23 protein-coding genes are annotated in these 26,932 nt (G+C 53.8%); 13 read left to right on the top strand and 10 right to left on the bottom strand.

Annotated features, from left to right (window positions below; all coding sequences use genetic code 11):
* Positions 1-28: 28 nt before the first annotated feature.
* The 7 genes from cyoE to OK412_RS13395 form a co-directional block, all read right to left on the bottom strand.
* Positions 29-916, bottom strand: a complete 888-nt coding sequence (gene cyoE, locus OK412_RS13425) for a heme o synthase (protein ID WP_010255394.1) — start codon at positions 914-916, stop codon at positions 29-31.
* Positions 917-929: 13 nt separating this feature from the next.
* On the bottom strand, positions 930-1,259 hold the full coding sequence (locus OK412_RS13420) for a cytochrome o ubiquinol oxidase subunit IV (RefSeq protein ID WP_008924889.1): 330 nt from the start codon (positions 1,257-1,259) through the stop codon (positions 930-932).
* A complete protein-coding gene (locus OK412_RS13415; protein WP_009091720.1) occupies positions 1,259-1,876 on the bottom strand; it encodes a cytochrome o ubiquinol oxidase subunit III in 618 nt (205 codons plus the stop codon). Before OK412_RS13415 ends, OK412_RS13420 begins: the two co-directional genes overlap by 1 nt.
* A complete protein-coding gene (gene cyoB / locus OK412_RS13410; RefSeq protein WP_010255400.1) occupies positions 1,876-3,858 on the bottom strand; it encodes a cytochrome o ubiquinol oxidase subunit I in 1,983 nt (660 codons plus the stop codon). Before cyoB ends, OK412_RS13415 begins: the two co-directional genes overlap by 1 nt.
* A 4-nt stretch (positions 3,859-3,862) precedes the next feature.
* Complete coding sequence (cyoA, locus tag OK412_RS13405; protein WP_010255402.1) at positions 3,863-4,789, bottom strand: cytochrome o ubiquinol oxidase subunit II; 927 nt, start codon at positions 4,787-4,789, stop codon at positions 3,863-3,865.
* 444 nt (positions 4,790-5,233) lie between these two features.
* Positions 5,234-6,724 (bottom strand): muropeptide MFS transporter AmpG, encoded by a 1,491-nt coding sequence (gene ampG / locus OK412_RS13400; RefSeq protein ID WP_157351645.1) that lies wholly within the window; start codon positions 6,722-6,724, stop codon positions 5,234-5,236.
* A gap of 57 nt (positions 6,725-6,781) precedes the next feature.
* Positions 6,782-7,360 (bottom strand): lipoprotein, encoded by a 579-nt coding sequence (locus tag OK412_RS13395; protein ID WP_010255406.1) that lies wholly within the window; start codon positions 7,358-7,360, stop codon positions 6,782-6,784.
* A gap of 286 nt (positions 7,361-7,646) precedes the next feature.
* Here OK412_RS13395 and bolA point away from each other — a divergent pair, with 286 nt between their 5' ends.
* The 9 genes from bolA (at position 7,647) to OK412_RS13350 (ending at position 18,062) form a co-directional block, all read left to right on the top strand.
* Positions 7,647-7,961, top strand: a complete 315-nt coding sequence (gene bolA / locus OK412_RS13390; protein WP_008924895.1) for a transcriptional regulator BolA — start codon at positions 7,647-7,649, stop codon at positions 7,959-7,961.
* A 293-nt stretch (positions 7,962-8,254) separates the two neighbouring features.
* Complete coding sequence (gene tig / locus OK412_RS13385; protein WP_010255408.1) at positions 8,255-9,559, top strand: trigger factor; 1,305 nt, start codon at positions 8,255-8,257, stop codon at positions 9,557-9,559.
* 336 nt (positions 9,560-9,895) lie between these two features.
* Complete coding sequence (clpP, locus tag OK412_RS13380) at positions 9,896-10,519, top strand: ATP-dependent Clp endopeptidase proteolytic subunit ClpP (protein ID WP_010255410.1); 624 nt, start codon at positions 9,896-9,898, stop codon at positions 10,517-10,519.
* Positions 10,520-10,653: 134 nt separating this feature from the next.
* Complete coding sequence (clpX, locus tag OK412_RS13375; RefSeq protein WP_010671205.1) at positions 10,654-11,925, top strand: ATP-dependent protease ATP-binding subunit ClpX; 1,272 nt, start codon at positions 10,654-10,656, stop codon at positions 11,923-11,925.
* 186 nt (positions 11,926-12,111) lie between these two features.
* Positions 12,112-14,466 (top strand): endopeptidase La, encoded by a 2,355-nt coding sequence (gene lon, locus OK412_RS13370; protein ID WP_010255415.1) that lies wholly within the window; start codon positions 12,112-12,114, stop codon positions 14,464-14,466.
* A gap of 214 nt (positions 14,467-14,680) precedes the next feature.
* A complete protein-coding gene (gene hupB / locus OK412_RS13365) occupies positions 14,681-14,953 on the top strand; it encodes a nucleoid-associated protein HU-beta (protein WP_009091701.1) in 273 nt (90 codons plus the stop codon).
* Positions 14,954-15,200: 247 nt separating this feature from the next.
* Complete coding sequence (ppiD, locus tag OK412_RS13360) at positions 15,201-17,069, top strand: peptidylprolyl isomerase (RefSeq protein ID WP_033779659.1); 1,869 nt, start codon at positions 15,201-15,203, stop codon at positions 17,067-17,069.
* 140 nt (positions 17,070-17,209) lie between these two features.
* Positions 17,210-17,563, top strand: coding sequence for a ComEA family DNA-binding protein (locus OK412_RS13355; protein ID WP_033771076.1), 354 nt, complete (start codon positions 17,210-17,212; stop codon positions 17,561-17,563).
* A gap of 100 nt (positions 17,564-17,663) precedes the next feature.
* The gene (locus tag OK412_RS13350; RefSeq protein ID WP_010671209.1) at positions 17,664-18,062 is read left to right on the top strand and encodes a YbgC/FadM family acyl-CoA thioesterase; all 399 of its coding nucleotides are present in this window, start codon (positions 17,664-17,666) and stop codon (positions 18,060-18,062) included.
* 50 nt (positions 18,063-18,112) lie between these two features.
* Here OK412_RS13350 and queC read toward each other — a convergent pair whose 3' ends face one another.
* Both queC and OK412_RS13340 read right to left on the bottom strand, forming a co-directional pair.
* Positions 18,113-18,808: a 7-cyano-7-deazaguanine synthase QueC gene (gene queC / locus OK412_RS13345; RefSeq protein ID WP_031592184.1), complete on the bottom strand. Its 696-nt coding sequence runs from the start codon at positions 18,806-18,808 to the stop codon at positions 18,113-18,115.
* A gap of 41 nt (positions 18,809-18,849) precedes the next feature.
* The gene (locus tag OK412_RS13340) at positions 18,850-20,568 is read right to left on the bottom strand and encodes an SgrR family transcriptional regulator (protein ID WP_264353241.1); all 1,719 of its coding nucleotides are present in this window, start codon (positions 20,566-20,568) and stop codon (positions 18,850-18,852) included.
* 92 nt (positions 20,569-20,660) lie between these two features.
* Between OK412_RS13340 and cof the strand changes: the two genes are divergently transcribed.
* Positions 20,661-21,482, top strand: coding sequence for an HMP-PP phosphatase (gene cof / locus OK412_RS13335; RefSeq protein ID WP_182500318.1), 822 nt, complete (start codon positions 20,661-20,663; stop codon positions 21,480-21,482).
* A gap of 34 nt (positions 21,483-21,516) precedes the next feature.
* Here cof and OK412_RS13330 read toward each other — a convergent pair whose 3' ends face one another.
* Positions 21,517-22,551 carry a PLP-dependent cysteine synthase family protein gene (locus OK412_RS13330; protein WP_010255863.1) on the bottom strand — a complete coding sequence of 345 codons (1,035 nt, stop codon included), beginning with the start codon at positions 22,549-22,551 and terminating at the stop codon, positions 21,517-21,519.
* Positions 22,552-22,668: 117 nt separating this feature from the next.
* Between OK412_RS13330 and OK412_RS13325 the strand changes: the two genes are divergently transcribed.
* The 3 genes from OK412_RS13325 to OK412_RS13315 are packed head-to-tail and all read left to right on the top strand — an operon-like array spanning position 22,669 to position 26,692.
* Entirely contained in the window at positions 22,669-23,130 is a 462-nt protein-coding gene (locus OK412_RS13325) for an Lrp/AsnC family transcriptional regulator (RefSeq protein ID WP_264353240.1), read from the top strand.
* 24 nt (positions 23,131-23,154) lie between these two features.
* On the top strand, positions 23,155-24,924 hold the full coding sequence (locus OK412_RS13320) for a SmdA family multidrug ABC transporter permease/ATP-binding protein (protein ID WP_010255867.1): 1,770 nt from the start codon (positions 23,155-23,157) through the stop codon (positions 24,922-24,924).
* Complete coding sequence (locus OK412_RS13315) at positions 24,917-26,692, top strand: SmdB family multidrug efflux ABC transporter permease/ATP-binding protein (protein WP_010255871.1); 1,776 nt, start codon at positions 24,917-24,919, stop codon at positions 26,690-26,692. The genes OK412_RS13320 and OK412_RS13315 overlap by 8 nt, the downstream gene beginning before the upstream one ends.
* The last annotated feature ends 240 nt before the right edge of the window (positions 26,693-26,932 follow it).

The raw sequence follows: 26,932 nt of genomic DNA, 5'->3' as shown, positions 1-26,932 counted from the left end.
CGCCCTTTTCATGCTGTATCGGTGCCGGTTACCAGACGTAAGTCAGCAGGTCCTTCGAGGCCGGAGCCATCGAATCCACCGACATCATCACGCTCAGTGCGGTGATGGTCACGATAGAGAAGACAAACAGTTTACGCGCCCAGACACGGTCATCAGCGGTTTTATAACCCGATAATGCCATGCCCAGCCACCAGACGCTGACCGCAGCAGCCACCACCAGATATTTGTAGCCTGCGTAGCCTCCCAGCGTCAGCATCAGCGTGGCAATCATAAACGCCAGGATATAGAGCGTAATATGATTTTTAGCCACGGAAATGCCTTTCACCACCGGCAGAACCGGGATGTTCGCTGCCTGGTAATCTTTAAAGCGGAAGATGGCAATCGCGTACGAATGCGGCATCTGCCACAGGCTAAAGATCGCCAGCAGGATTAATGCGCCAGCATCAAACTGGTTAGAGACCGCGCAGTAGCCGATAACCGGCGGCGCAGCACCCGACAGACTGCCAATCAGCGTACCGTAAACGGAATTACGCTTCATGTAGAGACTGTAGATGCCCACGTACACCACGAAGCCCATCACCGCCAGCCACATGGCCAGCGGATTAGCACCGAAGTAGAGCAACGCAAAGCCAGCAATACCCAGCACAGTGGCATAAACCAGGCTTACTTTCGCGGAGATGAGGCCTTTTACCAGCACCCGATTCCTGGTTCTCTCCATCTTGATGTCAATGTCGCGGTCGATCACGTTGTTAAACACACAACCCGATGCAACCACCAGTGACACGCCCACCAGGGTGATGAGAAACAGGGCGTAATCCGTGTTGCCTTTGGAAGCCAACAGAAATCCGCCGATCACAGAAATTAAATTCCCGAAAATAATTCCTGGTTTTGTAACTTGCAGGTATTGCTTAAACATTACGCGTGACTCTTTAGTGAGGCATCATGTTGTAGTTGAGGTTCCACATGATCCACAGTGAGCCTACTACGACAATCAGGATGATGATGGCCGAGAAGACAATGGCTACCATGTTCCAGCCACCCTCAGATTTGCTGTCTAAGTGCAGGAAGTAGACCAGGTGAACCAGCACCTGAATCACCGCACATACCAGAACAACACCAAGGATAGTACCGTGAGATGCACTGCCATCCATTACCATCCAGAACGGGATCGCCGTCAGGATGATAGAGAGGATGAAGCCGATCATGTAGGACTTCACGCTACCGTGTGAAGCGCCATGTTCGTTAACAGAATGACTCATTACATGGCTCCCATCAGGTAAACAACGGTGAAGACGCAAATCCAGACCACGTCCAGGAAGTGCCAGAACAGGCTCAGACACATGATACGGGTGCGGTTAGTCGCGTTCAGGCCACGTTTGGAAATCTGGAACATCAGAACCAGCATCCAGATCAGACCTGAGGTCACGTGCAGACCGTGGGTACCGACCAGCGTAAAGAAGCCAGACAGGAAGCCACTGCGATCCGGACCAAAGCCTTCAGCAATCAGGTGATGGAATTCATAGATTTCCATCCCGATGAAGCCCAGACCGAACAGGAAGGTCAGCGCCAGCCAGCCGATAACGGCACCTTTTTGCTCCTTATTCATGGAGATAACAGCCATGCCGTAAGTGATCGAACTCAACAGCAGCAGGGCGGTTTCTACCAGAACAAACGGCAGCTCAAAGATATCTTTACCTGCCGGGCCACCGGCAGTGTTGTTGACCATGACAGCATAGGTCGCAAACAGGGTTGCGAAGATAATGCAGTCACTCATCAGGTAGATCCAGAAGCCAAAGACTTTATTGGCTCCTGCATCGTGATGCCCATGCTCCGCATGGGCGTCGTGGTGATGTTTAATCAGAGTTTCAGTTGACATTATTTCAGACCTGCTTTGCTGATTTCGTCAAAGTGCTGGTTCTCAATCTTCTGAACTTCGGCAACCGGAACGTAGTAATCCACGTCTTCGTCGAAGCTCTTCACGATCCAGGAAACGATCATGCCGAGGAATGAAACACCCGCCAGCCACCAGATATGCCAGATCAGCGCGAAACCCATTACCGTTGCAAATGCGCAGATGATAATTGCGGCACCGCTGTTTTTCGGCATATGAATCTCTTCATAGGATTCCGGCTGTTTGTACGCTTCGCCTTTCTCTTTCATTTCCCAGAAAGCGTCACGCTCATGCACATGCGGGATGACAGCAAAGTTATAGAACGGTGGTGGTGAAGAGGTTGCCCACTCCAGCGTACGACCGCCCCATGGGTCACCCGTCACATCACGGTTCTGATCGCGGTCACGTACCGAGACGTAGAACATGGTCAGCTGACACAGAATACCCAGCGCAATCAGACCGGCACCGCCCGCAGCTACCACCAGTAAGGTGTGGAACTGTGGATCGATATCCTGGCTCAGACGACGTGTCATACCCATGAAGCCCAGTGCGTACAGCGGCATAAAGGCAACGAAGAAGCCAATGATCCAGAACCAGAATGCGCGCTTGCCCCAGGTTTCGTTCAGGGTGAAGCCAAATGCTTTCGGGAACCAGTAGGTCACGCCCGCCATACAACCGAACACCACACCACCGATGATAACGTTATGGAAGTGTGCAATCAGGAACAGGCTGTTGTGCAGAATAAAGTCAGCACCCGGAACGGCCAGCAGTACGCCGGTCATACCCCCTACAGAGAAGGTTACCAGGAAGCCAACGGTCCACAGCATGGCAGAGTGCATCTGAATGCGGCCCTGATACATGGTGAACAGCCAGTTAAAGATTTTAACCCCTGTCGGAATCGCGATGATCATCGTCATGATACCGAAGAAGGCGTTAACGTTGGCACCCGCACCCATGGTGAAGAAGTGGTGCAACCAGACGATAAACGACAGCACGGTAATGGCGATGGTCGCCCACACCAGTGAGGTATAACCAAACAGACGTTTTTTGGAGAAGGTCGCGGTAATTTCTGCGAACACACCAAACACCGGCAGTACCAGGATATACACTTCCGGATGGCCCCAGACCCAGATCAGGTTGACGTACATCATCATGTTCCCGCCCATTTCATTGGTGAAGAAATGGAAGCCGAGATAACGATCAAGGGTCAACAGCGCCAGGGTCACGGTCAGAACCGGGAACGCAGCGATGATCAGGACGTTGGTGCACAGCGCGGTCCAGGTAAATACCGGCATTTTGAACAGGCTCATGCCCGGTGCACGCATCTTCAGGATGGTCACGAAGAAGTTAATACCGGTTAAGGTCGTACCAATACCTGAAAGCTGAAGGCTCCAGATCCAGTAATCGACCCCGACCCCGGGACTGTACTCCGCGCCGGAAAGCGGCGGATAAGCCAGCCAGCCGGTCTGTGCGAACTCGCCCACACCCAGAGACAGGTTAACCAGGATCACACCGACCGCAGTAAACCAGAAGCTCAGGTTGTTCAGGAACGGGAACGCAACGTCACGTGCACCAATCTGCAACGGAACCGCGATGTTCATCAGGCCAACCACAAACGGCATCGCCACGAAGAAGATCATAATCACGCCATGCGCGGTAAAGATCTGGTCGTAGTGGTGCGGTGGCAGAATGCCCGCTTCACCGGCCGAAGCCATAACCTGCTGGGTACGCATCATAATGGCATCAGCGAAACCACGAATCAGCATGACGAACGCCATGATGATGTACATGATACCCAGGCGTTTGTGGTCGACTGACGTCAGCCATTCAGACCACAGATATTTCCACTTACCAAAATAGGTGAGCGCAGCAACCAGCGCTGCACCACCTATCAGGATAGCGGCAACCGTAACCATGATAATCGGCTCATGGTACGGCACTGCATCAAGTGTTAATTTTCCGAACATCGTATTATTCCTCGGCTCCCGCGGAAGCGGCGTGACTCATGTCCATACCTTCATGTTTTGGCATGTCCATTTTCCCGTGGCTCATCTTGAACTTGTCGATGACTTGCATGAACAGTTTCGGATCAGCTGAAGAGAAATATTCCACCGGGTGATTTTCGCTTGGCACAGCCACTTTCTCGAAATCATCCATGGTGTTCAGCGTGTTAGGGGCTGCTTTAACTTTAGCCACCCACTGCTGGAATTCCGCATCGTCTTTGGTTGCAATGGCTTTAAACTTCATGCCAGAGAAACCACGACCACTGAAGTTCGCAGAGATACCGTCGAAAATTCCCGGCTCATTTGCAATCAGATGCAGCTTGGTCTGCATACCAGCCATCGCATAAATCTGGCTGCCGAGCGTTGGGATGAAGAAAGAGTTCATGACGGAGTTAGACGTGATTTTGAAGTTCACCGGAGTATTTGCCGGGAAGGCAATCTGGTTCACGGTCGCAATACCCTGTTCCGGGTAAATGAACAACCATTTCCAGTCCAGTGCAACCACATCGATCTCAACCGGTTTCACATCAGATTGCAGCGGTTTGCTGGGCTCCAGTGCGTGGGTTGATTTCCAGGTCAGCACGCTGAGGAAGAGAATGATCAGGATCGGAATGGTCCAGACCACGGCTTCCACTTTGTTAGAGTGTGACCAGTTAGGGCTGTACTTCGCATTCGTGTTGGACGCCCGATATTTCCAGGCAAACACCACGGCCATCAGGACTGCGGGGATGACGACGATCAACATCAGGCCAAAGGCAGTCAGTATCAGCGAACGTTGCTCCAGTGCAATCTGTCCTTTGGGATTTAACAATGCACTATCGCAGCCACTCATTAATAAAGTGCCTGCAATTAATGACAAAATCCCCAAACTTTTATTGTATTTACTGAGTCTCATTTAACGACCTCAATGACAAAGGGCTCTATTGTCGTTTAAGTGTGCGCGCATTTTACGGGAAGGTTTATGCAGTGTAAACCAGCTTAAGGATGTGTCAGATACGTGTTGACACCTTTTGCTAAGGGTGTCACAGATGTTGCGCCAGGTGACAAATAATTAACGCAGACAAGCAGTTGGCATCAATATAACAAAAACCAATGGAAGTAACCGTAAAAAAATCAGGGAAAGGAATAACCCTTACTTTTAACTCCCAAATATTTAACAAGTCTGCATCATTTGCGCGATGAAATTTAACTAAAGTAATTGCTCACCGGTTTTTAGTATTTCCGCTACGCCTCCTCAGGTCATATTGTTATTTTTAAAAAATAACACGCGATGATAAATGGCGGCGACTTATCGGGGTGTCATAAAATAAGCCGCAGCCCGTAAACCTATCGATTTCACTTAAGCATCTGATGCAGGCAACGCAGGGGGTCTCTTCAGCGCCCGATAGTCCAGCAACACTCCCGAAAGCACCGCCAGCAGGGAGAGTGTTATACCCAGTTCAAACAGGCGGGTAAGCAGCGGTGTCAGCGCCGTCACGCCCAACGCATTCAGTGCCAGAGCCACCAGCCAGAGCGCCAGCACGCCACATCCGGCTGCAAACAGACGATTAGTCCAGCGATAGCCATGAGGATAGTAGCTACGTGTCAGAAAATTGCCACTTTGCTCGACCTGATTCAATGTTTGTCGGCAAAAAGCCAGCAGCACCAGGCCTGGCAGACCCGCCATCACCGTGAAAGCATAAAAGGTCGGCCAGCCCCAGAGTTCCACCAGCCACCCCGCCGCCGGGCCAACATAGACCCGACCCACCGCTGAGAGCGCCGACAACAGTGCGAACTGGGTAGCGGAGAACGACTTATTGCACAGCGTCATTAACAGCGCCACAAAGGCCGCGGTGCCCATGCCGCCACAGAGATTTTCAACAAAGACCGCGCTGGCCATGCTCCACAACTGTTTATCGGTCACCGCCAGCAGCCAGTAACCAAAGTTCGAGACAGCCTGCAGCAGACCGAAAATCATTAGCGCCCGGAACAGGCTCAGACGCTGCATCAGTACGCCGCCATAGAGCGCGCCAATAATGGTCGCCAGCAGACCCAGCGTCTTGTTGACCAGACCGACGTCACCGGCGTTGAAGCCCACGCCGCGAATCAAAAAAGTGGTGGTCAGCGAGGCGGCAAACGCATCGCCCAGCTTGTAAAGAATAATCAGGGTAATCAGCAGCCAGGCGTTGTTGCGCTGAAAGAAATCTTTTAGTGGATCGACCACCGCCTGACGCAGTGAATGGGGTGTGGAGATACGGGTATCTGGCTCGCTCGCCACCAGCGTGGCGATAATGCCCGGCACCATCATCAGCGCCATCAGCCAGTAGGTTGCCTGCCAGCCGAGATAGCGGTCAGCCAGCCACAACGCCAGCCCGCCGGAAATCAGCATTGCCAGTCGATACCCCAGCACGGTAATCGCCGCGCCGCTGCCACGCTCTTCAGGCGGCAGGATGTCCGTTTTCCATGCGTCAAAAACGATGTCCTGTGAGGCGGAGCAGAAGGCAATCAGCACGGCCAGCGCGGCCATCAGGGTAAGATCGCGTCCCGGTTGCAGAAATCCCATCGCGATTATCCCGCCAACCAGCGCCAGCTGACTGACCAGTAACCAGCCGCGACGTCGGCCCAGAAACGGCGGCGTATAGCGGTCCATCATCGGTGACCAGAGAAACTTAAAGACATAGGCCTGGCCGACCAGCGAAAAGAAGCCGATGGTTTTCAGGTCGACATTTTCCACCGTCATCCACGCCTGCAACGTGCCCGATGTCAGGGCCAGCGGCAGTCCGGAAGCAAAACCAAGAAGCAGCAATACGGCGGCGTTTTTCTGGCTGAAGAGGCGAAGATAGTGGTTCATGCGGATCCTGCAGATAACAAAAAGCCCTGCGCAAGGCAGGGCAGAGGAGAGACTGAATTAACGGGCGTTCTGCTTGATAAAGTCGTTGACGCTGGTGTCCTGAGCCATATCCGCGATCACATCGCTCATAGTGGCGTTCACCGCGTTGGTAATCTTCTGGTTATTGGCGTTGAACGCGCCTTCTACGCTGTAAGTCTGGCGGTAGTTTTTAACCTGTTTGTTGCCGTTTTTCGCTGTTGCGATAATAGAGATGTCCGCTTTGGTGGTGATGCTGTAGCGCACATTGCCCTGAGTGACGTCGGCATAGAGGTTGTTCACCACAATCTGCAGATCGACCGCGCCATTAGGACCAATCATATAGCCGCGTGCTGTCATCTGCTTCTCCAGCACTTCCTGCAGCAGGAAGCGCAGGTCACGCGACGACGTTAAGGTCACTAACTGACCATCACGGTTTACTTTTGCCAGCGCCTGATCTTTACGCTGGTCGGCACCGTTGATGCTGACAGTCACGCCCATCAGGCCTGGGTCCTGCTGCGGTAACTGAATTTTAGGCTGGATAGTCAGGGTATTATTGCTGGTTGCACAGCCGGCTAAAATGAACGCAGCCAACAGTGGGAATAACAGTTTTTTCAACATACTTTTTCTCGTTGGTGTCAGGGGGTTGGTTTGCAAAAACTGCGGTCATCATAGCATTGCCCGGCAGTGAAAAAAGCCCTGTTGCCGGGGAAATTGTGTCTGAAACCGTTTTAAGCCTCTTCTCTGACAGGTCGGTTTGCTGTTCGTTTCAGCTGCGTTATTATGCGTGCCGGAAGCGGTCTGACATAAAATGCAATATTTAGCGTGCGCTTGCGGGTAAGCGCACTAAAAGCGACTAAGATTGAATGAGATGGGGCACTGCGCTCGCCATTGAGGAGTAATAGCCATGATCCGCGAACAAATAGAAGAAAAGCTGCGTGTGGCGTTTCAGCCAGCTCATCTGGAAGTGCACGACGAAAGTTACCGGCACAATGTTCCTGCCGGATCGGAAAGTCACTTCAAAGTGGTCATCGTGAGCGACTGCTTTGCAGGCCAGCGCTTTCTGGCGCGTCATCGCCTGATTTATGGCGAACTGGCCGCTGAGTTAGCGGGCAGCGTACATGCCTTAGCCCTGCATACTTATACCCTGAAAGAGTGGGAAGGATTGCAGGATACCGTACTGGCTTCGCCTAACTGTCGTGGTGCCGGAACACTCGCCTGATCTCCCTTCTCTGAAACGGCCTGCGGGCCGTTTTTTCTGTTATTTAGCGAAAAACGCGATCCCTGGCTCAAAAAAGCAGCAAACCTGCTGAAAAGTGGTGAGTTAGCATCCTCGACTCATTCCAGCGATGCCGCTATAATGCTGCGTCTATTTTTCCGGAATGTCTTCGGGACGCTTCTGGTAACAGGGATCAGGTTCTCTTCACGGAAGCCGTCCCGGTTGTTGGATACGGCGCATTTCACTATGTGTGGTGTCTGAAGTTGACCGAGCACGTGATTTTTTGAGGTAACAAGATGCAAGTTTCTGTAGAAACCACTCAGGGCCTGGGCCGTCGCATTACGATTACTGTCGCTGCTGACAGCATCGAAAGCGCTGTAAAAAAAGAACTGGTTGACGTTGCCAGGAAAGTTCGCATCGATGGTTTCCGTAAAGGCAAAGTGCCGATGAACATCGTGGCACAGCGTTACGGCGCTTCTGTCCGTCAGGACGTGCTGGGCGAGCTGATGACGCGCAACTTTGTTGACGCCATCATCAAAGAAAAAATTAATCCGGCTGGCGCACCGAACTACGTGCCAGGCGAATACAAAGAAGGTCAGGATTTCACCTACGCGGTTGAATTCGAAGTCTATCCGGAAGTTGAGCTGAAAGGCCTGGAAAACATCGAAGTCGAAAAACCTGTCGTTGAAGTAACTGATGCTGACGTTGATACCATGCTGGACACCCTGCGCAAGCAGCAGGCCAACTGGATCGAAAGCGACGCTGCAGCAGGTCCGGAAGATCGTGCCACTATCGATTTCAACGGTTCTGTGGATGGTGAAGAGTTCGAAGGCGGCAAAGCCTCTGATTTCGTTCTGGCCATGGGCCAGGGCCGCATGATCCCAGGCTTTGAAGAAGGCGTTGTGGGTCACAAAGCGGGCGAAACTTTCACTATCGACGTGAAATTCCCGGACGACTACCACGCAGAAAACCTGAAAGGGAAAGATGCGAAGTTCGAGATCGTGCTGAAGAAAGTTGAAACGCGCGAACTGCCAGAGCTGACTGAAGAGTTCATCAAACGTTTCGGCGTTGAAGATGGTTCAGTTGCCGGTCTGCGTACTGAAGTGCGTAAGAACATGGATCGCGAGCTGAAAGGCGCTATCCGTAATCGCATCAAAACTCAGGCAATCGACGGTCTGGTTGAAGCGAACGAAATCGACGTGCCAGCTGCGCTGGTTGACAGCGAAATCGACGTTCTGCGTCGTCAGGCTGCACAGCGTTTCGGTGGCAACGAACAGCAGGCGCTGGAACTGCCACGCGAACTGTTCGAAGAGCAGGCTAAACGCCGTGTTGTTGTCGGTCTGCTGCTGGGCGAAGTGATTCGTACCCACGAGCTGAAAGCTGACGAAGCGCGCGTAAGCACCATGATCGAAGAGATGGCTTCTGCGTATGAAGATCCGCAGGAAGTGATCGAGTTCTACAGCAAGAATAACGAGCTGATGAACAATATGCGCAACGTTGCGCTGGAAGAGCAAGCGGTTGAAGCGGTCCTGGCGAAAGCTAAAGTGACCGAGAAAGAGACCAACTTCCAGGATCTGATGAATCAGACCGCTCAGGCCTGATCACGCATTTAACCGTCTGTGCTAAGCCCGTGACTGAAAAGTCGCGGGCTTTTTTGTGTTTTGCGTCCGGATAGCCACTCTTCGCCGCTATTTGTTTAATAAACAGGCGAATTATTCACGCATCGCTTTTTCCGGGTTAGCGAACAGGGAAAAGATTGTTATGCTTGAAACATGCGTGCAGCATCCCCAGATACAGGGAGTATGCAGAAATAAGAGTGAGGCTGGCTGATTAACCGTCCTGAAGGTGTCGGAAAAAGGCGCGGCGTGGAGTTTCCCGCGCGTCTTACGTAGAATCGGTACAGAATGTTGCCAATGAAATTTATCCAGGAGACGGTAATGTCATACAGTGGCGATCGTGAATATACAGCACCGCACAATGCGCTGGTGCCAATGGTGGTTGAACAAACTTCGCGTGGTGAGCGTTCTTACGACATCTACTCCCGTCTGCTTAAAGAGCGCGTCATTTTTCTGACTGGCCAGGTCGAAGACCACATGGCTAATCTGATTGTGGCGCAGATGCTGTTTCTGGAAGCTGAAAACCCGGAAAAAGATATCTATCTCTACATTAACTCGCCAGGCGGTGTCATCACGGCCGGTATGTCGATCTACGACACCATGAAATTTATCAAACCGGATGTCAGCACTATCTGTATGGGTCAGGCCTGTTCTATGGGCGCTTTCCTGCTGACGGCGGGGACCAAAGGCAAACGTTTCTGTCTGCCAAACTCACGTGTGATGATCCACCAGCCGCTGGGCGGTTATCAGGGTCAGGCGTCAGACATCGAGATCCATGCGCGCGAAATCCTTAAAGTTAAGCAGCGTATGAATGAGCTGATGGCTGAGCACACCGGTAAAACGCTGGAAGAAATTGAGCGTGACACCGAGCGTGACCGTTTCCTCTCTGCAAATGAAGCGGTAGAGTATGGATTAGTCGATTCAATTCTGACGCATCGCCAATAAGACCCGACTTACCGTTGTCCCTGGTCTATAGTTAACAGGACAACGGTACTATTATGGGTTGAATGAATTTCGGCCGTCTCCGCACGGCCTGAGCCGTACTCGGGTATGGCCTGAGAACAAGAAGAGGTTAACTGATGACAGATAAGCGCAAAGACGGTTCAGGAAAGTTGCTGTACTGCTCTTTTTGCGGCAAAAGCCAGCATGAAGTGCGAAAGCTGATTGCCGGGCCGTCAGTGTATATCTGCGATGAGTGTGTTGACCTGTGCAACGACATCATTCGCGAAGAGATTAAGGAAGTTGCCCCGCATCGTGAACGTAGTGCGTTGCCAACCCCACATGAAATTCGCCATCACCTCGATGATTATGTCATCGGTCAGGAAAGAGCGAAGAAAGTGCTGGCGGTTGCGGTTTACAACCACTACAAGCGTCTGCGCAACGGCGATACCAGCAATGGTATCGAGCTGGGCAAAAGCAACATTCTGCTGATTGGCCCGACCGGTAGTGGTAAAACGCTGCTGGCAGAAACGCTGGCACGCCTGCTGGATGTGCCGTTTACCATGGCTGATGCCACCACGCTGACTGAAGCCGGTTACGTTGGTGAAGATGTTGAAAACATCATCCAGAAACTGCTGCAGAAATGCGACTACGACGTACAGAAAGCACAGCGCGGCATCGTTTACATCGATGAAATCGACAAAATCTCACGTAAGTCTGATAACCCGTCGATTACCCGTGACGTGTCAGGCGAAGGCGTACAGCAGGCACTGCTTAAACTGATTGAAGGCACCGTGGCTGCCGTTCCCCCGCAGGGTGGACGTAAGCATCCGCAGCAGGAATTTTTGCAGGTTGATACCTCTAAAATTCTGTTTATCTGCGGCGGCGCATTTGCCGGCCTGGACAAAGTGATCGCCCAGCGTGTTGAAACCGGATCCGGTATCGGCTTCGGCGCGACCGTGAAAGGGAAATCGCAGAAAGCCAGCGAAGGCGAACTGCTTGCGCAGTGTGAACCAGAAGATTTGATCAAATTTGGTCTGATCCCTGAGTTCATCGGTCGTCTGCCTGTTGTTGCGACCCTGAGCGAGCTGAGCGAAGAAGCGCTGATTCAGATTCTGCGTGAGCCTAAGAACGCCCTGACCAAACAGTACCAGGCGCTGTTTAACCTGGAAGGCGTTGAGCTGGAGTTCCGTGACGAGGCGTTAACCGCCATTGCTAAGAAAGCGATGTCACGTAAAACCGGTGCACGTGGTCTGCGTTCAATTGTAGAAGGCGCGTTACTGGAAACGATGTATGACCTGCCTTCCATGGACGACGTGGAAAAAGTAGTGATTGATGAATCAGTTATTGAAGGTCAGTCTGAGCCCATGTTGATCTACGGTAAGCATGAAGCCCAGGCATCTGGCGAATAATTAAACAGATCGTCCATCTTGTTGTAATAAAAAAGGGGAAAATGTTTCCCCTTTTGCTTTTCTCGCCTCTGTGACGTTGAATGTCGGACAATCATCCCCATATACTCAGATACCTGTGGGTTTAACTGCATACCTGCCTGATGCGGTTCCCATCACCTGGCGGACATTAAACAAAGAGAGAGCTCTATGAATCCTGAGCGTTCTGAACGCATTGAAATCCCCGTGTTGCCGCTGCGCGACGTGGTGGTTTATCCGCACATGGTAATTCCGTTGTTTGTTGGCCGGGAAAAATCAATTCGGTGCCTTGAAGCCGCAATGGATCATGATAAAAAAATCATGCTGGTCGCACAGAAAGAGGCTTCAACGGATGAACCTGGCATTAACGATCTCTTCTCAGTAGGGACCGTTGCATCAGTATTACAAATGCTGAAACTGCCGGATGGCACCGTCAAAGTCCTGGTCGAAGGTTTACAGCGCGCCCACATTACGACGCTGGCCGATAACGGTGACCATTTTGTGGCACAAGCTGAATATCTGGTTTCGCCAGAGATTGAAGAGCGCGAGCAGGAAGTGCTGGTGCGCACGGCGATCAATCAGTTTGAAGGCTACATCAAACTCAACAAGAAGATCCCACCCGAGGTTTTAACCTCGCTGAACAACATTGACGATGCGGCCCGCCTTGCCGACACCGTCGCAGCACATATGCCACTGAAGCTGGCAGACAAACAGTCTGTGCTGGAGATGTCCGACGTCAACGAACGTCTGGAATATCTGATGGCGATGATGGAATCTGAAATCGATCTGCTGCAGGTTGAGAAGCGCATTCGCAACCGTGTTAAGAAGCAGATGGAGAAGAGCCAGCGCGAGTACTATCTGAATGAGCAGATGAAGGCGATTCAGAAAGAGCTGGGCGAGATGGACGACGCGCCCGACGAGTACGAAGCGTTAAAACGCAAAATCGACGCGGCAAAAATGCCGGAAGAAGCGCGCGAGAAAGCGGAAGCTGAGCTGCAGAAGCTGAAGATGATGTCCCCGATGTCCGCTGAAGCAACCGTGGTTCGCGGCTATATCGACTGGATGGTGCAGGTTCCGTGGAACGCGCGCAGCAAAGTGAAGAAAGATCTGCGTAAAGCGCAGGAGACGCTGGATACCGACCATTACGGGCTGGAGCGCGTGAAGGATCGTATTCTTGAGTATCTTGCGGTTCAGAGTCGCGTCAGCAAAATCAAAGGGCCGATTCTGTGCCTGGTCGGACCGCCAGGGGTAGGTAAAACCTCTCTCGGTCAGTCGATCGCCAAAGCAACCGGACGCAAATATGTGCGTATGGCGCTGGGTGGCGTGCGTGATGAAGCTGAAATCCGCGGTCACCGTCGTACTTACATCGGCTCTATGCCGGGTAAATTAATCCAGAAAATGGCGAAAGTCGGGGTTAAAAACCCACTGTTCCTGCTGGATGAAATCGACAAAATGTCCTCTGACATGCGCGGCGATCCGGCTTCAGCGCTGCTGGAAGTGCTTGATCCTGAGCAGAACATTGCGTTCAACGACCACTATCTGGAAGTCGACTATGACCTCTCTGATGTGATGTTCGTTGCTACATCGAACTCAATGAACATCCCGGCACCGCTGCTGGACCGTATGGAAGTGATTCGTCTGTCGGGTTACACCGAAGATGAAAAACTGAACATCGCTAAGCAGCATCTGCTGACCAAGCAGATTGAGCGCAATGCCCTGAAAGCCAATGAAATTACGGTTGAAGACAGCGCGATTGTGGGCATTATCCGTTACTACACCCGTGAAGCCGGTGTGCGTAGCCTTGAGCGTGAGCTGTCGAAACTGTGCCGTAAAGCGGTTAAATCGCTGCTGATGGACAAGACGAAAAAGCACATCACTATCAATGGCGAAAACCTCAAGGATTTCCTGGGCGTTCAGCGCTTCGACTACGGTCGTGCGGACAGCGAAAACCGTGTGGGTCAGGTAACGGGTCTGGCATGGACCGAAGTGGGTGGCGATCTGCTGACCATCGAAACCGCCTGCGTACCAGGTAAAGGCAAGCTGACTTACACCGGTTCTCTGGGTGAAGTGATGCAGGAGTCGATTCAGGCTGCGCTGACCGTGGTGCGTGCCCGTGCCGAGAAGCTGGGCATCAATGGTGACTTCTACGAAAAACGTGATATTCACGTTCACGTCCCTGAAGGCGCTACGCCGAAAGATGGTCCAAGTGCCGGTATCGCCATGTGTACTGCGCTGGTCTCCTGTCTGACCGGTAACCCGGTGCGGGCGGATGTGGCGATGACCGGTGAGATCACCCTGCGTGGTCAGGTGCTGCCGATTGGCGGGCTGAAAGAGAAACTGCTGGCAGCGCACCGTGGTGGCATTAAAACCGTGCTGATCCCTGACGACAACAAGCGCGACCTGGAAGAGATTCCACAGAACGTGATTGCCGATCTGGAGATCCATCCGGTGAAACGCATTGAAGAGGTGCTGAATCTGGCACTGGAAAATGCGCCATACGGTATGCAGGTTGTAACAGCAAAATAGTGATTAACGGCAAAAACCGTTAAAAAGCGGAGCTGGCAAGGCAATTGGCGCTTGCCAGCTTTTTTTTGTGCCGTTAATTTAGGTGGCTGCCGACGCGACGTTCTCAGAGAAATTCCGTTGTTTCGGCTCCACAGGCTTGATATAACTTGCTGCGCGTTCGCACCCTGCCGGATGCAGGGTACGATGTGAAATAATAAAAGAGGGGATGAAGAGAGTGAATAAGTCACAATTGATCGACAAAATTGCTGCCGATGCTGATATTTCTAAAGCTGCAGCGGGACGTGTTTTAGATGCATTTATGGGCTCAGTTTCAGATGCGCTGAAAGACGGTGATGAAGTGGCTCTGGTAGGTTTCGGCACATTCTCTGTGCGTGACCGCGCTGCACGTACCGGCCGCAACCCGCAAACCGGTAAAGAGATCACCATCCCGGCCGGTAAAGTACCAGGCTTCCGTGCTGGTAAAGCATTGAAAGACGCTGTCAATTAATAACAACGAATAGATTCATTGACGCATTTTCTTCAGTGGATTAGAGGACGATTAACCCGTTCTCATGTAACATACGGGCACATCAATCAGATGTGCCTTTTTTGTTTTAACCGGTGAGAATCGGGCCGTAAGATGGACCTGGACCGGATTGAGACTGCCAGCTAAGCCAGCAGTTGCGTGAGTCGCCAGCCAATGGCGAATTGCGACCGAGCTTTACATTCACACTACAGCGGAGTGTTGCCATACCATGATGGACAATTTACGCGCGGCGTCGAACCATGTCGTGCTCAAGATTATTTTGGGGCTGATTATCCTCTCCTTTGTGCTGACGGGCGTTGGCAACTATCTGATTGGCGGCAATAACGACTATGCGGCCAAAGTTAACGGCCAGGAGATTAGCCGGGGACAGCTGGAGCAGGCGTTCAACAGCGAGCGCAGTCGTCAGCAGCAGATGCTGGGCGATCAGTTCTCACAGCTGGCCAGCAACGATGGCTACATGCAGCAGATTCGCCAGCAGGCGCTGTCGCAGTTAATCGATCAGGCGCTGCTTGATAGCTACATCAAAGATCTCCACCTCAGCATCAGCGACGATCAGGTGAAGCAGGCTATCTTCAATCAGCAGGCTTTTCAGACCAACGGTAAATTCGACAATGCCAAATATCTGAGTCTGATCAGCAATATGGGCTTCAGCGCCGACCAGTATGCCGAAGCGCTGCGTAAGCAGCTCTCTAATCAACAGCTGATCAATGCCGTGGCTAACACCGACTTCACGCTGAAAGGCGAAGCCAGCAAACTGGTGGACCTGGTTTCACAGCAGCGTGAGATTCGTCAGGCGACGCTGGACGTCAATGCACTGGCGGCGAAGCAGGCCGTTACTGACGACGAAATCAGTCAGTATTATCAGCAGCATAAAACCAGCTTTATGGCACCAGAGCAGTTCCGTGTCAGCTACCTCCTGATGGATGCGGCCAGCATGCAGCAGGATGCCAGCGAGGCCGATATTCAGGCCTGGTACGACCAGCATAAAGCGGACTATTCGCAGCCACAGCGTACGCGCTACAGCGTCATTCAGACCAAAACTGAAGCCGATGCCAATGCGGTCCTGGCGCAGCTGAAAGCGGGTGCCAGCTTCGCTGACGTGGCAAAAGCCAAATCCATTGACCCGATCTCGGCGCGTAAGGGCGGCGATATGGGCTGGCTGGAACCCTCTACGACGCCGGATGAGCTGAAAAATGCCGGTCTGACTGAGAAAGGCCAGATGTCAGGCGTGATCAAATCTTCAGTGGGCTTCCTGGTGGTTCGTCTTGACGATATTCAGCCAGAGCAGGTTAAGCCACTGGATGAAGTGCGCAGCGCCATTGCAGCGAAAGTGAAGCAGGAGAAGGGCGTTGATGCCTTCTACAAAGTGCAACAGAAAGTCAGCGAAGCGGCCAGCAATGACAATGAGTCACTGGCGGGTGCAGAGCAGGCTTCTGGTCTGAAAGCGAAAGAGACTGGCTGGTTCAGTCAGGATACGCTGCCAGATGAGCTTAACTTTGATGCGGTGAAGCAGGCGATCTTTAATGGCGGTCTGGTCGGGCAAAACGGCGCGCCGGGCAACAACTCCGATATCATCACTGTCGATGGCGACCGTGCCTTTGTGCTGCGTATCAGTGAGCATAAACCGGAAGCGGTAAAACCGCTTGAGCAGGTTAAGGCGCAGATCACTGACACGCTTAAGCATGATAAAGCGACGCAGCAGGCGAAAGCTCAGGCTGATAAGCTGCTGACCGATCTGAAAGCCGGTAAGCAGGATGCGCTGACTGCAGCGGGTCTGACGCTGAGCGCCAGCAAGACCGTTGATCGCAATGCGCAGGATCCGGTGGCACAGACTGCCTTTAACCTGCCTCAGCCTGCGGAAAATAAACCTTCCTGGGGTGTCAGCGAAGATATGCAGGGCAATGTGGTACTGGTGGCGGTTGATAAAGTTAAAACCGGTAGCATGCCGCAGGCGCAGATTGACGAAATGGTCAAAGGCGTCACGCAGAATAATGCGCAGCTGGCGTTTGAAGCGTTACTGCAAAACCTGCGTAAAGAGGCCAAAATTAAGTACGGCGCTGCCGCACAAATGCAGTAAGCCTCGCAGAAACTGCGCAACGACTGTAACAATCAAAGGCCGCATTCGCGGCCTTTTCCATTTCTGAAATCCCGCTTTTGAGCCTTGCGTGCAGTAGTGCCACTCTGTCGCTGCTGTTTACACACAAGGAGAAACACAGCATGGCTAAACCTAAACTCGTTGCCCTCTATCTTTCACTCGCGCTGGGCGGCGCACTCTGTCACAGCAGCGTCTCTGCGGCACCTGAACCTGTCAGCGCAGCCGTCACGCAGAACTCACACCCTGCGTCGAAGCCGGAAGCCGCCGCGCAGCCACAGCAGGATCAGGTCAGCATTAATGAAGCAACAGCCGAACAGCTCTCTGCCGTTATGAATGGGGTGGGGCTGAAAAAGGCGCAGGCAATTGTGAGCTATCGCGAACAGTACGGACCGTTTAGCGCAATTCAGCAACTCAGTGAAGTACCGGGTATCGGCAATGCGTTGATAGAGCGAAATGCGGCCCGGCTGAAATTGTGAAGCAGTACACATCTGTGATGCTTAACCCACGATAGACAGGCGACTCTGCTAAAGTGAACAGGTCCAACCAGTTAATTCACAGCAGCAGGAGAGCATGACCATGCAGACCACCATAAAAGTGCGCGGCTATCATCTGGATGTCTATCAGCACGTCAATAATGCGCGCTATCTTGAGTTTCTGGAGGAGGCGCGCTGGGAGTGGCTGGAAGAGGTGGAAGCATTCCACTGGTTGCAGGAACAGAAACTGGCTTTTGTGGTGGTAAACATCAACATCAACTACCGTCGCCCGGCCGTGCTGGGCGATGTACTGACTATCGACAGTGAGATCACGCAGTTGAATGGCAAAAGCGGCATTATTGCGCAGCGGGTTTTGCTGGCAGGGCAGGAGACCGTGGTGGCGGATGCCGCACTCACTTTTGTCTGTATTGATTTGCGGACCCAGAAGGCGGTTGCGCTGGAAGGGGAGTTGCGCGAGCGACTGATGCGTCTGATGGCATGAGCCGATAAAAAGGCGGCAACCTGGATTCTCTGCCGCCACCTCAGACACTCTTAGTTAAGACCGCTTTTTGCTTTCATTGCCGCCATTACGCCAGCACGATCGTTGAGATAACCCTGCAGGCCATTGGCCCGTAAATGACAGGCTGCACACTCACCACATCCATCACCTTTCACGCCGTTATAGCAGGTCAGCGTCTGCTCGCGTACCAGCGCAAGCTGCTGCCAGTAATCCGCCAGCGCCCAGGTTTCCGCTTTATTGAGCCACATCAGCGGCGTCTCAAAACGAACATCGCGCGCCATGCCCAGCGACACCGCATGGTTCAGCGCTTTGACAAACTCATCGCGGCAATCGGGATAGCCGGAGAAATCGGTCTCACAGACGCCAGTGATCACCGCTTCCGCTTCGACCTGATAAGCGTAAACCGAGGCCAGCGTCAGAAAGAGAATATTGCGTCCCGGCACAAACGTACTGGGTAATCCACTGGCCTCGGGATTATAAGCCGGCACCGGAATGTTATCCCGCGTCAGGCTGCTGACGGCGAGTTCGTTCAGCATGGTGACATCCAGCACTTTATGCGCGCGCGCGCCCAGTTTAATCGCCAGGTCGCGGGCCACATCGATCTCTTCCCGATGGCGTTGTCCATAGTCGAAAGTGACGCAATGAACATCATCATATTGCTCTAAGGCCTGAATCAGGCAGGTAGTGGAGTCTTGTCCACCGCTGAAAACTACAACAGCGCGTTTCATGGTGTTTTCCTGATAATTAATTTTGCGCTTATGGTAATGCCTCAGTCCGCCGCTGAACAGCTGCATGGCAGATCAATGGGCGGCGGGATCCATGCGCGGCTGAAATCGAACCAGCCCAGCGTATTCAGTTCAATCCCTTCAACGCCCGGCGGCGCGTAGATTTGATAGCGATAATTGAACAGTGGCAGCAGGATGCCGCCCGTCATCAGCTGATGATAAAGCTGATGCAGCGAGCGGACACGGGTTTCGTCGTCAGCAATTTGCTGGATAGCCAGCAGTTGCGCCTGAATCTCTTCGCCCTGCAGTGTGGGCCACAGCGGCTGCCATAGCGGGTCAGTCTGCAACCAACTGGCCAGCGTAAAGACCGGCGCATCACCAATCAGTCTGTCGCCCATCACGATATCTGCCTCATCAAGCGGGTCGATGCCGTGCCAGTTTTTTACCGGATGAAAAACTACCTTCAGGGTGCAGCCGTGCTGTTTTAACAGTGCAACCAGCGCCTGTGACATCTGGTGCAGCTCAACCGGCAACTGATAATGCAGCGTCAGGGTTGCCGGTAAGGGAACCCTGACAGCATCAATCAGCGGCACACTCCAGCCAGGTAATAGCTCTTTACTGGGAGTGATGAGTCCCTCATCCAGAGGCAACCGGCTGACAATGCCGCTTTGCTGGATCAGCTGGAAAAGCGTGCGCGCCTGATCAGGGGTAAATCCGGCTCGTGGTCGGCAGACCAGATAACAGAAGCCGAGGCTGATACTGCTGCTGACCGGTTGCAGCGTCCTGAGCTCTGTGGCATCGCCTATCGCAATCTGCACCGGATGACGACAGCTGCTGCCGAGAGCGGGATCAAACAGCTGAGGGGTAATCCAGTACTCCACCGCCTGCAGCAGAGGACGCTGCAGATGCCAGCGCGCGTGACTTTCAATCCTGACCAGCTCGGCGCTGAAGTGCCTGAGTTTCCACGGCCCGCTGCCCGTGACGGGATCGATGGGATGGGGCAGCAGGCACAACAAGTGGGCGAGCCGATGGGGCAGCCAGAAATCAGGGCGTCGCAGTACGAAACGCACCGCAAGCGGATGGGGCGCATCCACGCTGACCACATCGGCCAGCAACACACTGACGCGCGTATCCCGCAACAGCTGGCGGAATTGCGCCACCAGTTGTGCGGCCTGCAGAGGCTCGTCGTTGTGCCACATCAGCTGAGGCCGTAACCAGAATAACCAGCCAGATGACGCCTCGTCATATTGCCAGTGATGCGCCAGATCGCCGACCGGCTCATCCTGCTCAAAGCGAGTCAGACCGGAATAGATCTGGCGAGCCAGGTGCTGCTCGGCCCGACCGGTAATCTGGCGCGGCTCTGTGCTCTCCATCGGACGATAGTAGGGGATGCGCAGAACCGGCGTATCGTTCTGCCACTGTCCACCCATTAATGGCCGCAGCATATTGATCAGCCTTTCCGGCGGCAGATCCAGCAGCTGCAAGGCCTCAGCGGCGTCTCCGGCGTCGAGCTGTTGTTGCAGCAACTGCTGCCGTAATTGTTCAGGTGAGCGCAGAAACACTATTTGTCCCTGTTTGCCACGGCCAGGCTCGCCGCGCCAGCTGAGCCAGCCTGCATGCTGCCACTGTGACAGCAACGTGCGCAGATGACGCTCGCTGCAGATACAGTGGCGGGCCATCTCCGCCACGCAGGTTTGCTGTGGGGCGCCCTGACTCTGCTGCCACAGACGCTGGAACTGATTAAGACGGTTAAGCTGGCGCATGTTAAACCCGGAACAGTTTTTTAAAAGTATTCACTATTAGTTCCGCAATTAACAGGCAATAGTGGAGTTCATCTTTCAGCAGGAGGTAAATCATGGTGCGTTTAGCCGCGTTCGATATGGATGGCACATTATTGCTGCCGGATCATCAGCTGGGTCAGCAGACGCTGGATAGCCTGCAGGCGTTGCATCTGCGTGGCGTTAATCTGGCGCTAGCGACGGGCCGCCATCTGCTGGAGATGCAGATCTTACGGGAAAAAATGACACTGCCCGCGTGGCTGATTACCGGTAATGGTACCCGTGTACACGACAGGCAGGGCAATCTGATCTTTGCGCGTGATCTGCCCTCTTCGGTCGCCGAAGAGGTGATCCACCGCCGCTGGGATACGCACGCCACCATGCATGTTTTCAACGATCAGGGGTGGTTTACCGATCACCCACAGCCTGAACTGCTGGTGGCCCATCAGATCAGCGGATTTGGCTATCAGCTGTGCGATCTTAAAAGGTTGCCCGCGCATCAGGTGACAAAAATCTGCTTTATCGATCAGCATCAGCGCCTCTGTCAGCTAAAAACAGAGCTGGATGCCGCACTGGGCGAGCAGGCTAACATCTGCTTCTCTGCTGTGGATTGTCTGGAGGTGTTACCCGCCAGCTGCAATAAAGGCAGCGCGCTGGCACTGTTATGTGACCATCTGTCGCTGACCATGGCGGAGTGTATGGCGTTTGGTGACGCCATGAACGATCGCGAGATGCTGGCGCAGGCCGGACAGGGTTTCATCATGGGCAATGCGATGGCGCAGCTGAAAGCCGCGCTACCGCATCTGCCGGTATTAGGGCATTGCGAGACACAGGCGGTGTCTCACTATTTAAATCACTGGCTGGCAACACCCGACCTCGCGTATTCCCCCGAATGCTGAGGATTGCCGTGAACCGGACAGGATGTCCGGTTTTTTATTCCAGCTCGCGCTGCCATGGCGTGATATCGCCAATATGTTTTGCCACCCACTCAGGCTGATAGTAGCTATCGGGATAACGTTCGCCGCTGTCGCACAGCAGTGTCACCAGCGCTCCCTGCTGATTCGCTGCCCGTAGGCGTTTTGCCACCTGCATCATGCCCCAGAAATTGGTGCCGGTAGAGGCGCCAGGCTTGCGTCCCAGAATCTTTTCCAGTTTCAGCATGGCGGCCAGCGTTGCACCATCCGGCACTTTGATCATTTCGTCGATCACGTCAGGCATAAACGACGGCTCCACTCGCGGACGGCCAATTCCTTCGATCATGCTGCCGCGCGCGCTGGTCAGGGTAGCATCACGCTGCTGCCAGTAATCAAAAAACACCGAATGCTGCGGATCAACCACCAGCAGTTTGGTTTCCAGTCCCTGATAACGGATATAGCGGCCCAGCGTGGCTGAAGTGCCGCCCGTGCCCGCACTCATGATTATCGTATGGGGAATCGGATAAGGTTCATGCTCCATCTGACGGAAAATGCTCTCTGCAATATTGTTATTGCCGCGCCAGTCGGTGGCACGTTCAGCATAGGTAAACTGATCCATAAAATGGCCATTGAGCTCCCGCGCCAGCCGTTCAGATTCAGCATAGAGCTGGCAGGGATCTTCAACAAAATGGCACTGTCCGCCATAAAAGGTGATCTGCTCAATTTTACGCTTCGCCGTGCTCGCCGGCATCACCGCAATAAAGGGCAGACCCAGCAGCCTTGCGAAGTACGCCTCAGAAACGGCAGTGCTGCCTGACGAGGCTTCGATAATCGGCGTATCCTGTTTAATCCAGCCGTTGGAGAGGCCGTAGAGGAACAGGGATCGTGCCAGCCGGTGTTTAAGACTGCCACTGGGATGGGTACTTTCATCTTTCAGATAGAACCAGATACCGGGAAAGTCCGCCAGATCGAAACGGATCAAATGGGTCTCAGCCGATCGTTGAAAATCAGCGTTAATTTCGTTGATAGCGTGGCGAATCCAGCAGGTGTGCATCTCAGGCGTCCGGTAAAAAAGTGATGCGGCTATTTTATGGCACGTGCAGGAAAAAGAGATTGCACAATTACCGCTAAAATGGCGGTAATGGAGAAAATGATTCTCCCGGAGCCGCGAATGTTAGATAAAACTGACCTTAAATTGCTCTCACTGCTGCAGCATGACTGCACGCTGTCGCTGCAGGCGCTGGCGGATGCCGTCAACCTCACCACCACACCCTGCTGGAAGCGCCTGAAAAAGCTTGAAGATGATGGCATTATTCGCGCACGGGTGGCGTTGCTGGATGGAGATAAAATCGGACTGTCACTGACGGCGTTTATGTTTGTTAAAACGCAGCAGCACAGCCGCGACTGGTATCAGGCATTTGTCTCGGTGGTGAGCAGCATGCCGGAGGTAATGGCCTTTTACCGTATGGCAGGCGAGTATGATTACCTGCTGTGCATTCAGGTGGCCGACATGAAAAGCTATGATGCTTTCTACAAGCGAGTAGTGAATGGGGTGCCCGGCCTGATTGATGTGACATCCAGCTTCGCCATGGAAGAGATTAAATACACCACGGCTTTACCTGTCGCCCCCTGAGGGCCTGAGATTGAGAGCAGCGTTGTGCGATTATTCAGTCAATTAAGTTGGTATTTTCTGCGGGAGTGGCGGCGCTATCTGGGCGCGGTCCTCCTGCTGATTGTTATTGCTATTCTGCAGCTGCTGCCACCGCATGTGGTCGGGGTGATTGTCGATGGCGTGACGCGTGACAACATGAGCACCAGCCGCATCATGATGTGGATTGGGATCATGCTGGCAACGGCGGTGGTGGTCTATCTGCTGCGCTATGTCTGGCGCGTGCTGCTGTTTGGTGCCTCCTACCAGCTGGCGGTTGAGCTGCGCGAAGATTTCTATCGCCAGCTGAGTCGTCAGCAACCGGCATTTTATCTGCGTCACCGCACCGGCGACTTGATTGCGCGCGCCACCAACGACGTGGATCGGGTGGTGTTTGCTGCCGGGGAAGGAGTACTGACGCTGGTCGACTCGCTGGTCATGGGCTGCGTGGTGCTGCTGGTAATGAGCACGCAGATCAGCTGGCAGCTGACGCTGCTTGCGCTGGTGCCGATGCCCATTATGGCCATCGTGATCCATCGCTACGGTAATCAACTGCACCATCGCTTTAAGCTGGCACAGGCCGCCTTCTCCAGTCTCAACGATCAGACGCAGGAGAGCCTGACCAGCATCCGGATGATTAAATCCTTTGGCCTTGAACAGCATCAGTCGCAGCAATTTTCCGATATCGCCCGCGATACCGGTGAAAAAAACCTGCGCGTGGCGCGGGTCGATGCCCGTTTCGATCCCACTATCTATATCGCTATCGGCTTCTCAAACCTGCTGGCGATTGGTGGCGGCAGCTGGCTGGTCTGGCATGGAGAGATGACGCTGGGGCAGCTCACCAGCTTTGTGATGTATCTCGGCCTGATGATCTGGCCGATGCTGGCGCTGGCGTGGATGTTTAATATTGTTGAACGCGGCAGCGCCGCCTGGAGCCGTATCGGCGCGCTGCTGGCGGAAGCACCAGCGGTGGAAGATGGCGATAAGTCACTGCCATCTGAACCGGGCACGCTGCAGGTCGCGATTCGTGCCTTTAACTATCCGGCCAGCGTGGGTCCGGTCTTAAGCGATGTCAGCTTCCAGCTGAAACCCGGCGAGATGCTGGGGCTGTGCGGACCAACCGGCAGTGGCAAAAGTACGCTGCTTAGCCTGATTCAGCGCCACTTTGATATTCAGCAGGGCGACATCCGTTATCATCAGATCCCGCTGCCGCAATTGCGGCTGGACAGCTGGCGCAGCCGTCTGGCCGTGGTCAGCCAGACACCGTTCCTGTTCTCAGACAGCGTGGCGAACAATATTGCGCTGGGGAAACCGGGCGCAACCCAGCAGGAGATTGAGCATGCCGCCACGCTGGCCTGCGTTCATGACGATATCCTGCGTTTGCCGCAGGGCTATGAAACGGAAGTCGGGGAGCGCGGTGTGATGCTGTCGGGTGGGCAGAAGCAGCGTCTTTCGATTGCCCGGGCGCTGCTGCTGAATGCGGAAATCCTGATTCTGGACGACGCGCTTTCCGCGGTCGATGGCCGTACCGAACACGAAATCCTGCATAACCTGCGCATCTGGGGGCAGGGACGCACGCTGATTATCAGCGCGCACCGCTTATCGGCGCTGACGGAAGCCAGTGAAATCCTGGTCCTGCAGCAGGGCAGAGTGGCGCAGCGGGGCGACCACGACGCCCTGACCGGCAGTGCTGGCTGGTATCGGGACATGTACCGTTACCAGCAACTGGAAGCGGCGCTGGATGATGATGAAAATGAGAAAGGAGTGCCGCATGGCTAAGTCTGCACGCTTGTGGCCTACCCTGAAGCGTCTGCTGAGCTACGGTAAGCCGTGGCGCAAATCCCTGTCGCTGGCGGTAGGGATGCTGTGGATCGCTGCCGCGGCGGAAGTGACCGGACCGGTTCTGGTCAGCTATTTTATCGACAACCTGGTGGCGAAACATCAGATGCCCTGGGGAGTGGTCGCAGGACTGGTGGTCAGTTTTATCCTGCTTCAGCTGCTGGCCGCCGGGCTGCACTACTGGCAGGCGCTGTTGTTTAACCGAGCCGCTATCGGTGTGGTACAGCGGTTACGCAGTGACGTGATGAATGCCGCACTCTGTCAGCCGCTGAGTGCCTTTGATACCCAGCCGGTCGGGCAGATTATTTCACGCGTGACTAACGACACCGAAGTGATCCGCGATCTCTACGTCACGGTGGTTTCAACCGTGTTGCGCAGTGCCGCACTGGTCGGCGCCATGATGGTGGCGATGTTTAGCCTTGACTGGCGCATGGCGCTGGTGGCGATGATGATCTTTCCGCTGGTACTGGTAGTGATGTTCATCTATCAGCGTTACAGCACGCCCATTGCCCGTCGGGTTCGCAGCTATCTGGCAGACATCAATAATGGCTTTAACGAAGTCATCAGCGGTATGAGCGTGATCCAGCAGTTTCGTCAGCAGGCGCGATTTGGTGAGCGAATGGGCGAAGCGAGCCGCTCTCACTATCTGGCGCGAATGGAAACGCTGCGTCTGGATGGTTTTCTGCTGCGTCCGCTGTTGAGCCTGTTTTCAGCGATGGTGTTGTGTGGGCTGCTGATCCTGTTTAGTTTCTCGATGCCTGGCGTGTTTGAAGTGGGGGTACTCTATGCCTTTATTACCTATCTGGGGCGTCTGAATGAGCCGCTGATTGAGCTGACCACTCAGCAATCGATGCTGCAGCAGGCGGTAGTTTCAGGTGAGCGTATTTTCGAACTGATGGATGCCGCACAGCAGCAGTATGGTGCCGATCAGCAACCGCTGGCTTCAGGTCGTATCACCCTGAACAATCTGAGCTTTGCCTACCGTGAAAACCGCGATGTGCTCAGTGATATCAATCTTGAGGTTGCCCCACGCGAGTTTGTGGCGCTGGTGGGACATACCGGCAGCGGTAAAAGCACGCTGGCGAACCTGTTAATGGGTTACTACCCGGTAACGCGTGGCGAGATCCGCATTGATGATCGACCCATCAGCAACCTGAGCCATGCCGTGCTGCGGCGCGGTATTGCGATGGTGCAGCAGGATCCGGTGGTGCTGGCCGATACGCTGCTGGCGAATGTGCGGCTGGGACGTGACATCAGCGAAGAGGCCGTCTGGACGGTGCTGGAACAGGTGCAGCTGGCTCCGCTGGCGCATGCGTTGCCGGAGGGAATTCATACCCGGCTGGGTGAGCAGGGCAATAATCTGTCGGTCGGGCAGAAGCAGCTGCTGGCACTGGCCCGGGTGCTGGTTGATCTGCCGCAGATACTGATCCTCGACGAAGCGACGGCCAATATTGATTCCGGCACCGAGCAGGCCATTCAGCAGACGCTTGAGACGCTGCGCCAGCACAGCACGCTGGTGGTGATTGCTCACCGCCTCTCAACGATTATTGAAGCAGACAAGATTCTGGTGCTGCATCGTGGTCGTGTGGTTGAGCAGGGTACGCATCAGCAACTGCTGGCGATGCAGGGACGTTACTGGCAGATGTATCAGCTGCAGCAGGCAGGTGAAGATCTGGTATCGGGCGTCGCTGTAACAACTGAAGGCTGAGTTGCACCTTTTTTGCGCACCTTTATCAGATTAATCTGTATAAATGCACTCCTTTGACGCCTGAAGCACCAAAGGAGTGCAGCCCTCCGCTGCAATTTCCCCTGTACGGCCTTTCTGTTTCCCATCCTCTTTAAAGCATCCCTTGTCGCGTCTCGCCTGAACAACGTATTACCGTCATTTTCACACTCTGGCACAGGCTTTGCTTATATCCCTGCGTGTCCGTAAACGTTACCTATTTAC

Source organism: Pantoea sp. JV6 (assembly GCF_025910055.1).
In the GTDB taxonomy this organism is placed as follows: domain Bacteria; phylum Pseudomonadota; class Gammaproteobacteria; order Enterobacterales; family Enterobacteriaceae; genus Pantoea; species Pantoea agglomerans.
Note: the sequence above shows the minus strand (reverse complement) of the source record. Positions and strands in the feature narration are given on the sequence as shown.

Bases quoted from the DNA above. Each gene is read 5' to 3' on its own strand.
- cyoB (WP_010255400.1), bottom strand. From the start codon at position 3,858: ATGTTCGGAAAATTAACACTTGATGCAGTGCCGTACCATGAGCCGATT.
- ampG (WP_157351645.1), bottom strand. From the start codon at position 6,724: ATGAACCACTATCTTCGCCTCTTCAGCCAGAAAAACGCCGCCGTATTG.
- cyoE (WP_010255394.1), bottom strand. From the start codon at position 916: ATGTTTAAGCAATACCTGCAAGTTACAAAACCAGGAATTATTTTCGGG.
- OK412_RS13350 (WP_010671209.1), top strand. From the start codon at position 17,664: ATGCAGACCACCATAAAAGTGCGCGGCTATCATCTGGATGTCTATCAG.
- tig (WP_010255408.1), top strand. From the start codon at position 8,255: ATGCAAGTTTCTGTAGAAACCACTCAGGGCCTGGGCCGTCGCATTACG.
- OK412_RS13325 (WP_264353240.1), top strand. From the start codon at position 22,669: ATGTTAGATAAAACTGACCTTAAATTGCTCTCACTGCTGCAGCATGAC.
- cyoA (WP_010255402.1), bottom strand. From the start codon at position 4,789: ATGAGACTCAGTAAATACAATAAAAGTTTGGGGATTTTGTCATTAATT.
- OK412_RS13315 (WP_010255871.1), top strand. From the start codon at position 24,917: ATGGCTAAGTCTGCACGCTTGTGGCCTACCCTGAAGCGTCTGCTGAGC.
- cof (WP_182500318.1), top strand. From the start codon at position 20,661: ATGGTGCGTTTAGCCGCGTTCGATATGGATGGCACATTATTGCTGCCG.
- OK412_RS13420 (WP_008924889.1), bottom strand. From the start codon at position 1,259: ATGAGTCATTCTGTTAACGAACATGGCGCTTCACACGGTAGCGTGAAG.
- clpX (WP_010671205.1), top strand. From the start codon at position 10,654: ATGACAGATAAGCGCAAAGACGGTTCAGGAAAGTTGCTGTACTGCTCT.
- queC (WP_031592184.1), bottom strand. From the start codon at position 18,808: ATGAAACGCGCTGTTGTAGTTTTCAGCGGTGGACAAGACTCCACTACC.
- OK412_RS13355 (WP_033771076.1), top strand. From the start codon at position 17,210: ATGGCTAAACCTAAACTCGTTGCCCTCTATCTTTCACTCGCGCTGGGC.
- lon (WP_010255415.1), top strand. From the start codon at position 12,112: ATGAATCCTGAGCGTTCTGAACGCATTGAAATCCCCGTGTTGCCGCTG.
- OK412_RS13395 (WP_010255406.1), bottom strand. From the start codon at position 7,360: ATGTTGAAAAAACTGTTATTCCCACTGTTGGCTGCGTTCATTTTAGCC.
- OK412_RS13415 (WP_009091720.1), bottom strand. From the start codon at position 1,876: ATGTCAACTGAAACTCTGATTAAACATCACCACGACGCCCATGCGGAG.
- OK412_RS13340 (WP_264353241.1), bottom strand. From the start codon at position 20,568: ATGCGCCAGCTTAACCGTCTTAATCAGTTCCAGCGTCTGTGGCAGCAG.
- OK412_RS13330 (WP_010255863.1), bottom strand. From the start codon at position 22,551: ATGCACACCTGCTGGATTCGCCACGCTATCAACGAAATTAACGCTGAT.
- clpP (WP_010255410.1), top strand. From the start codon at position 9,896: ATGTCATACAGTGGCGATCGTGAATATACAGCACCGCACAATGCGCTG.
- ppiD (WP_033779659.1), top strand. From the start codon at position 15,201: ATGATGGACAATTTACGCGCGGCGTCGAACCATGTCGTGCTCAAGATT.
- bolA (WP_008924895.1), top strand. From the start codon at position 7,647: ATGATCCGCGAACAAATAGAAGAAAAGCTGCGTGTGGCGTTTCAGCCA.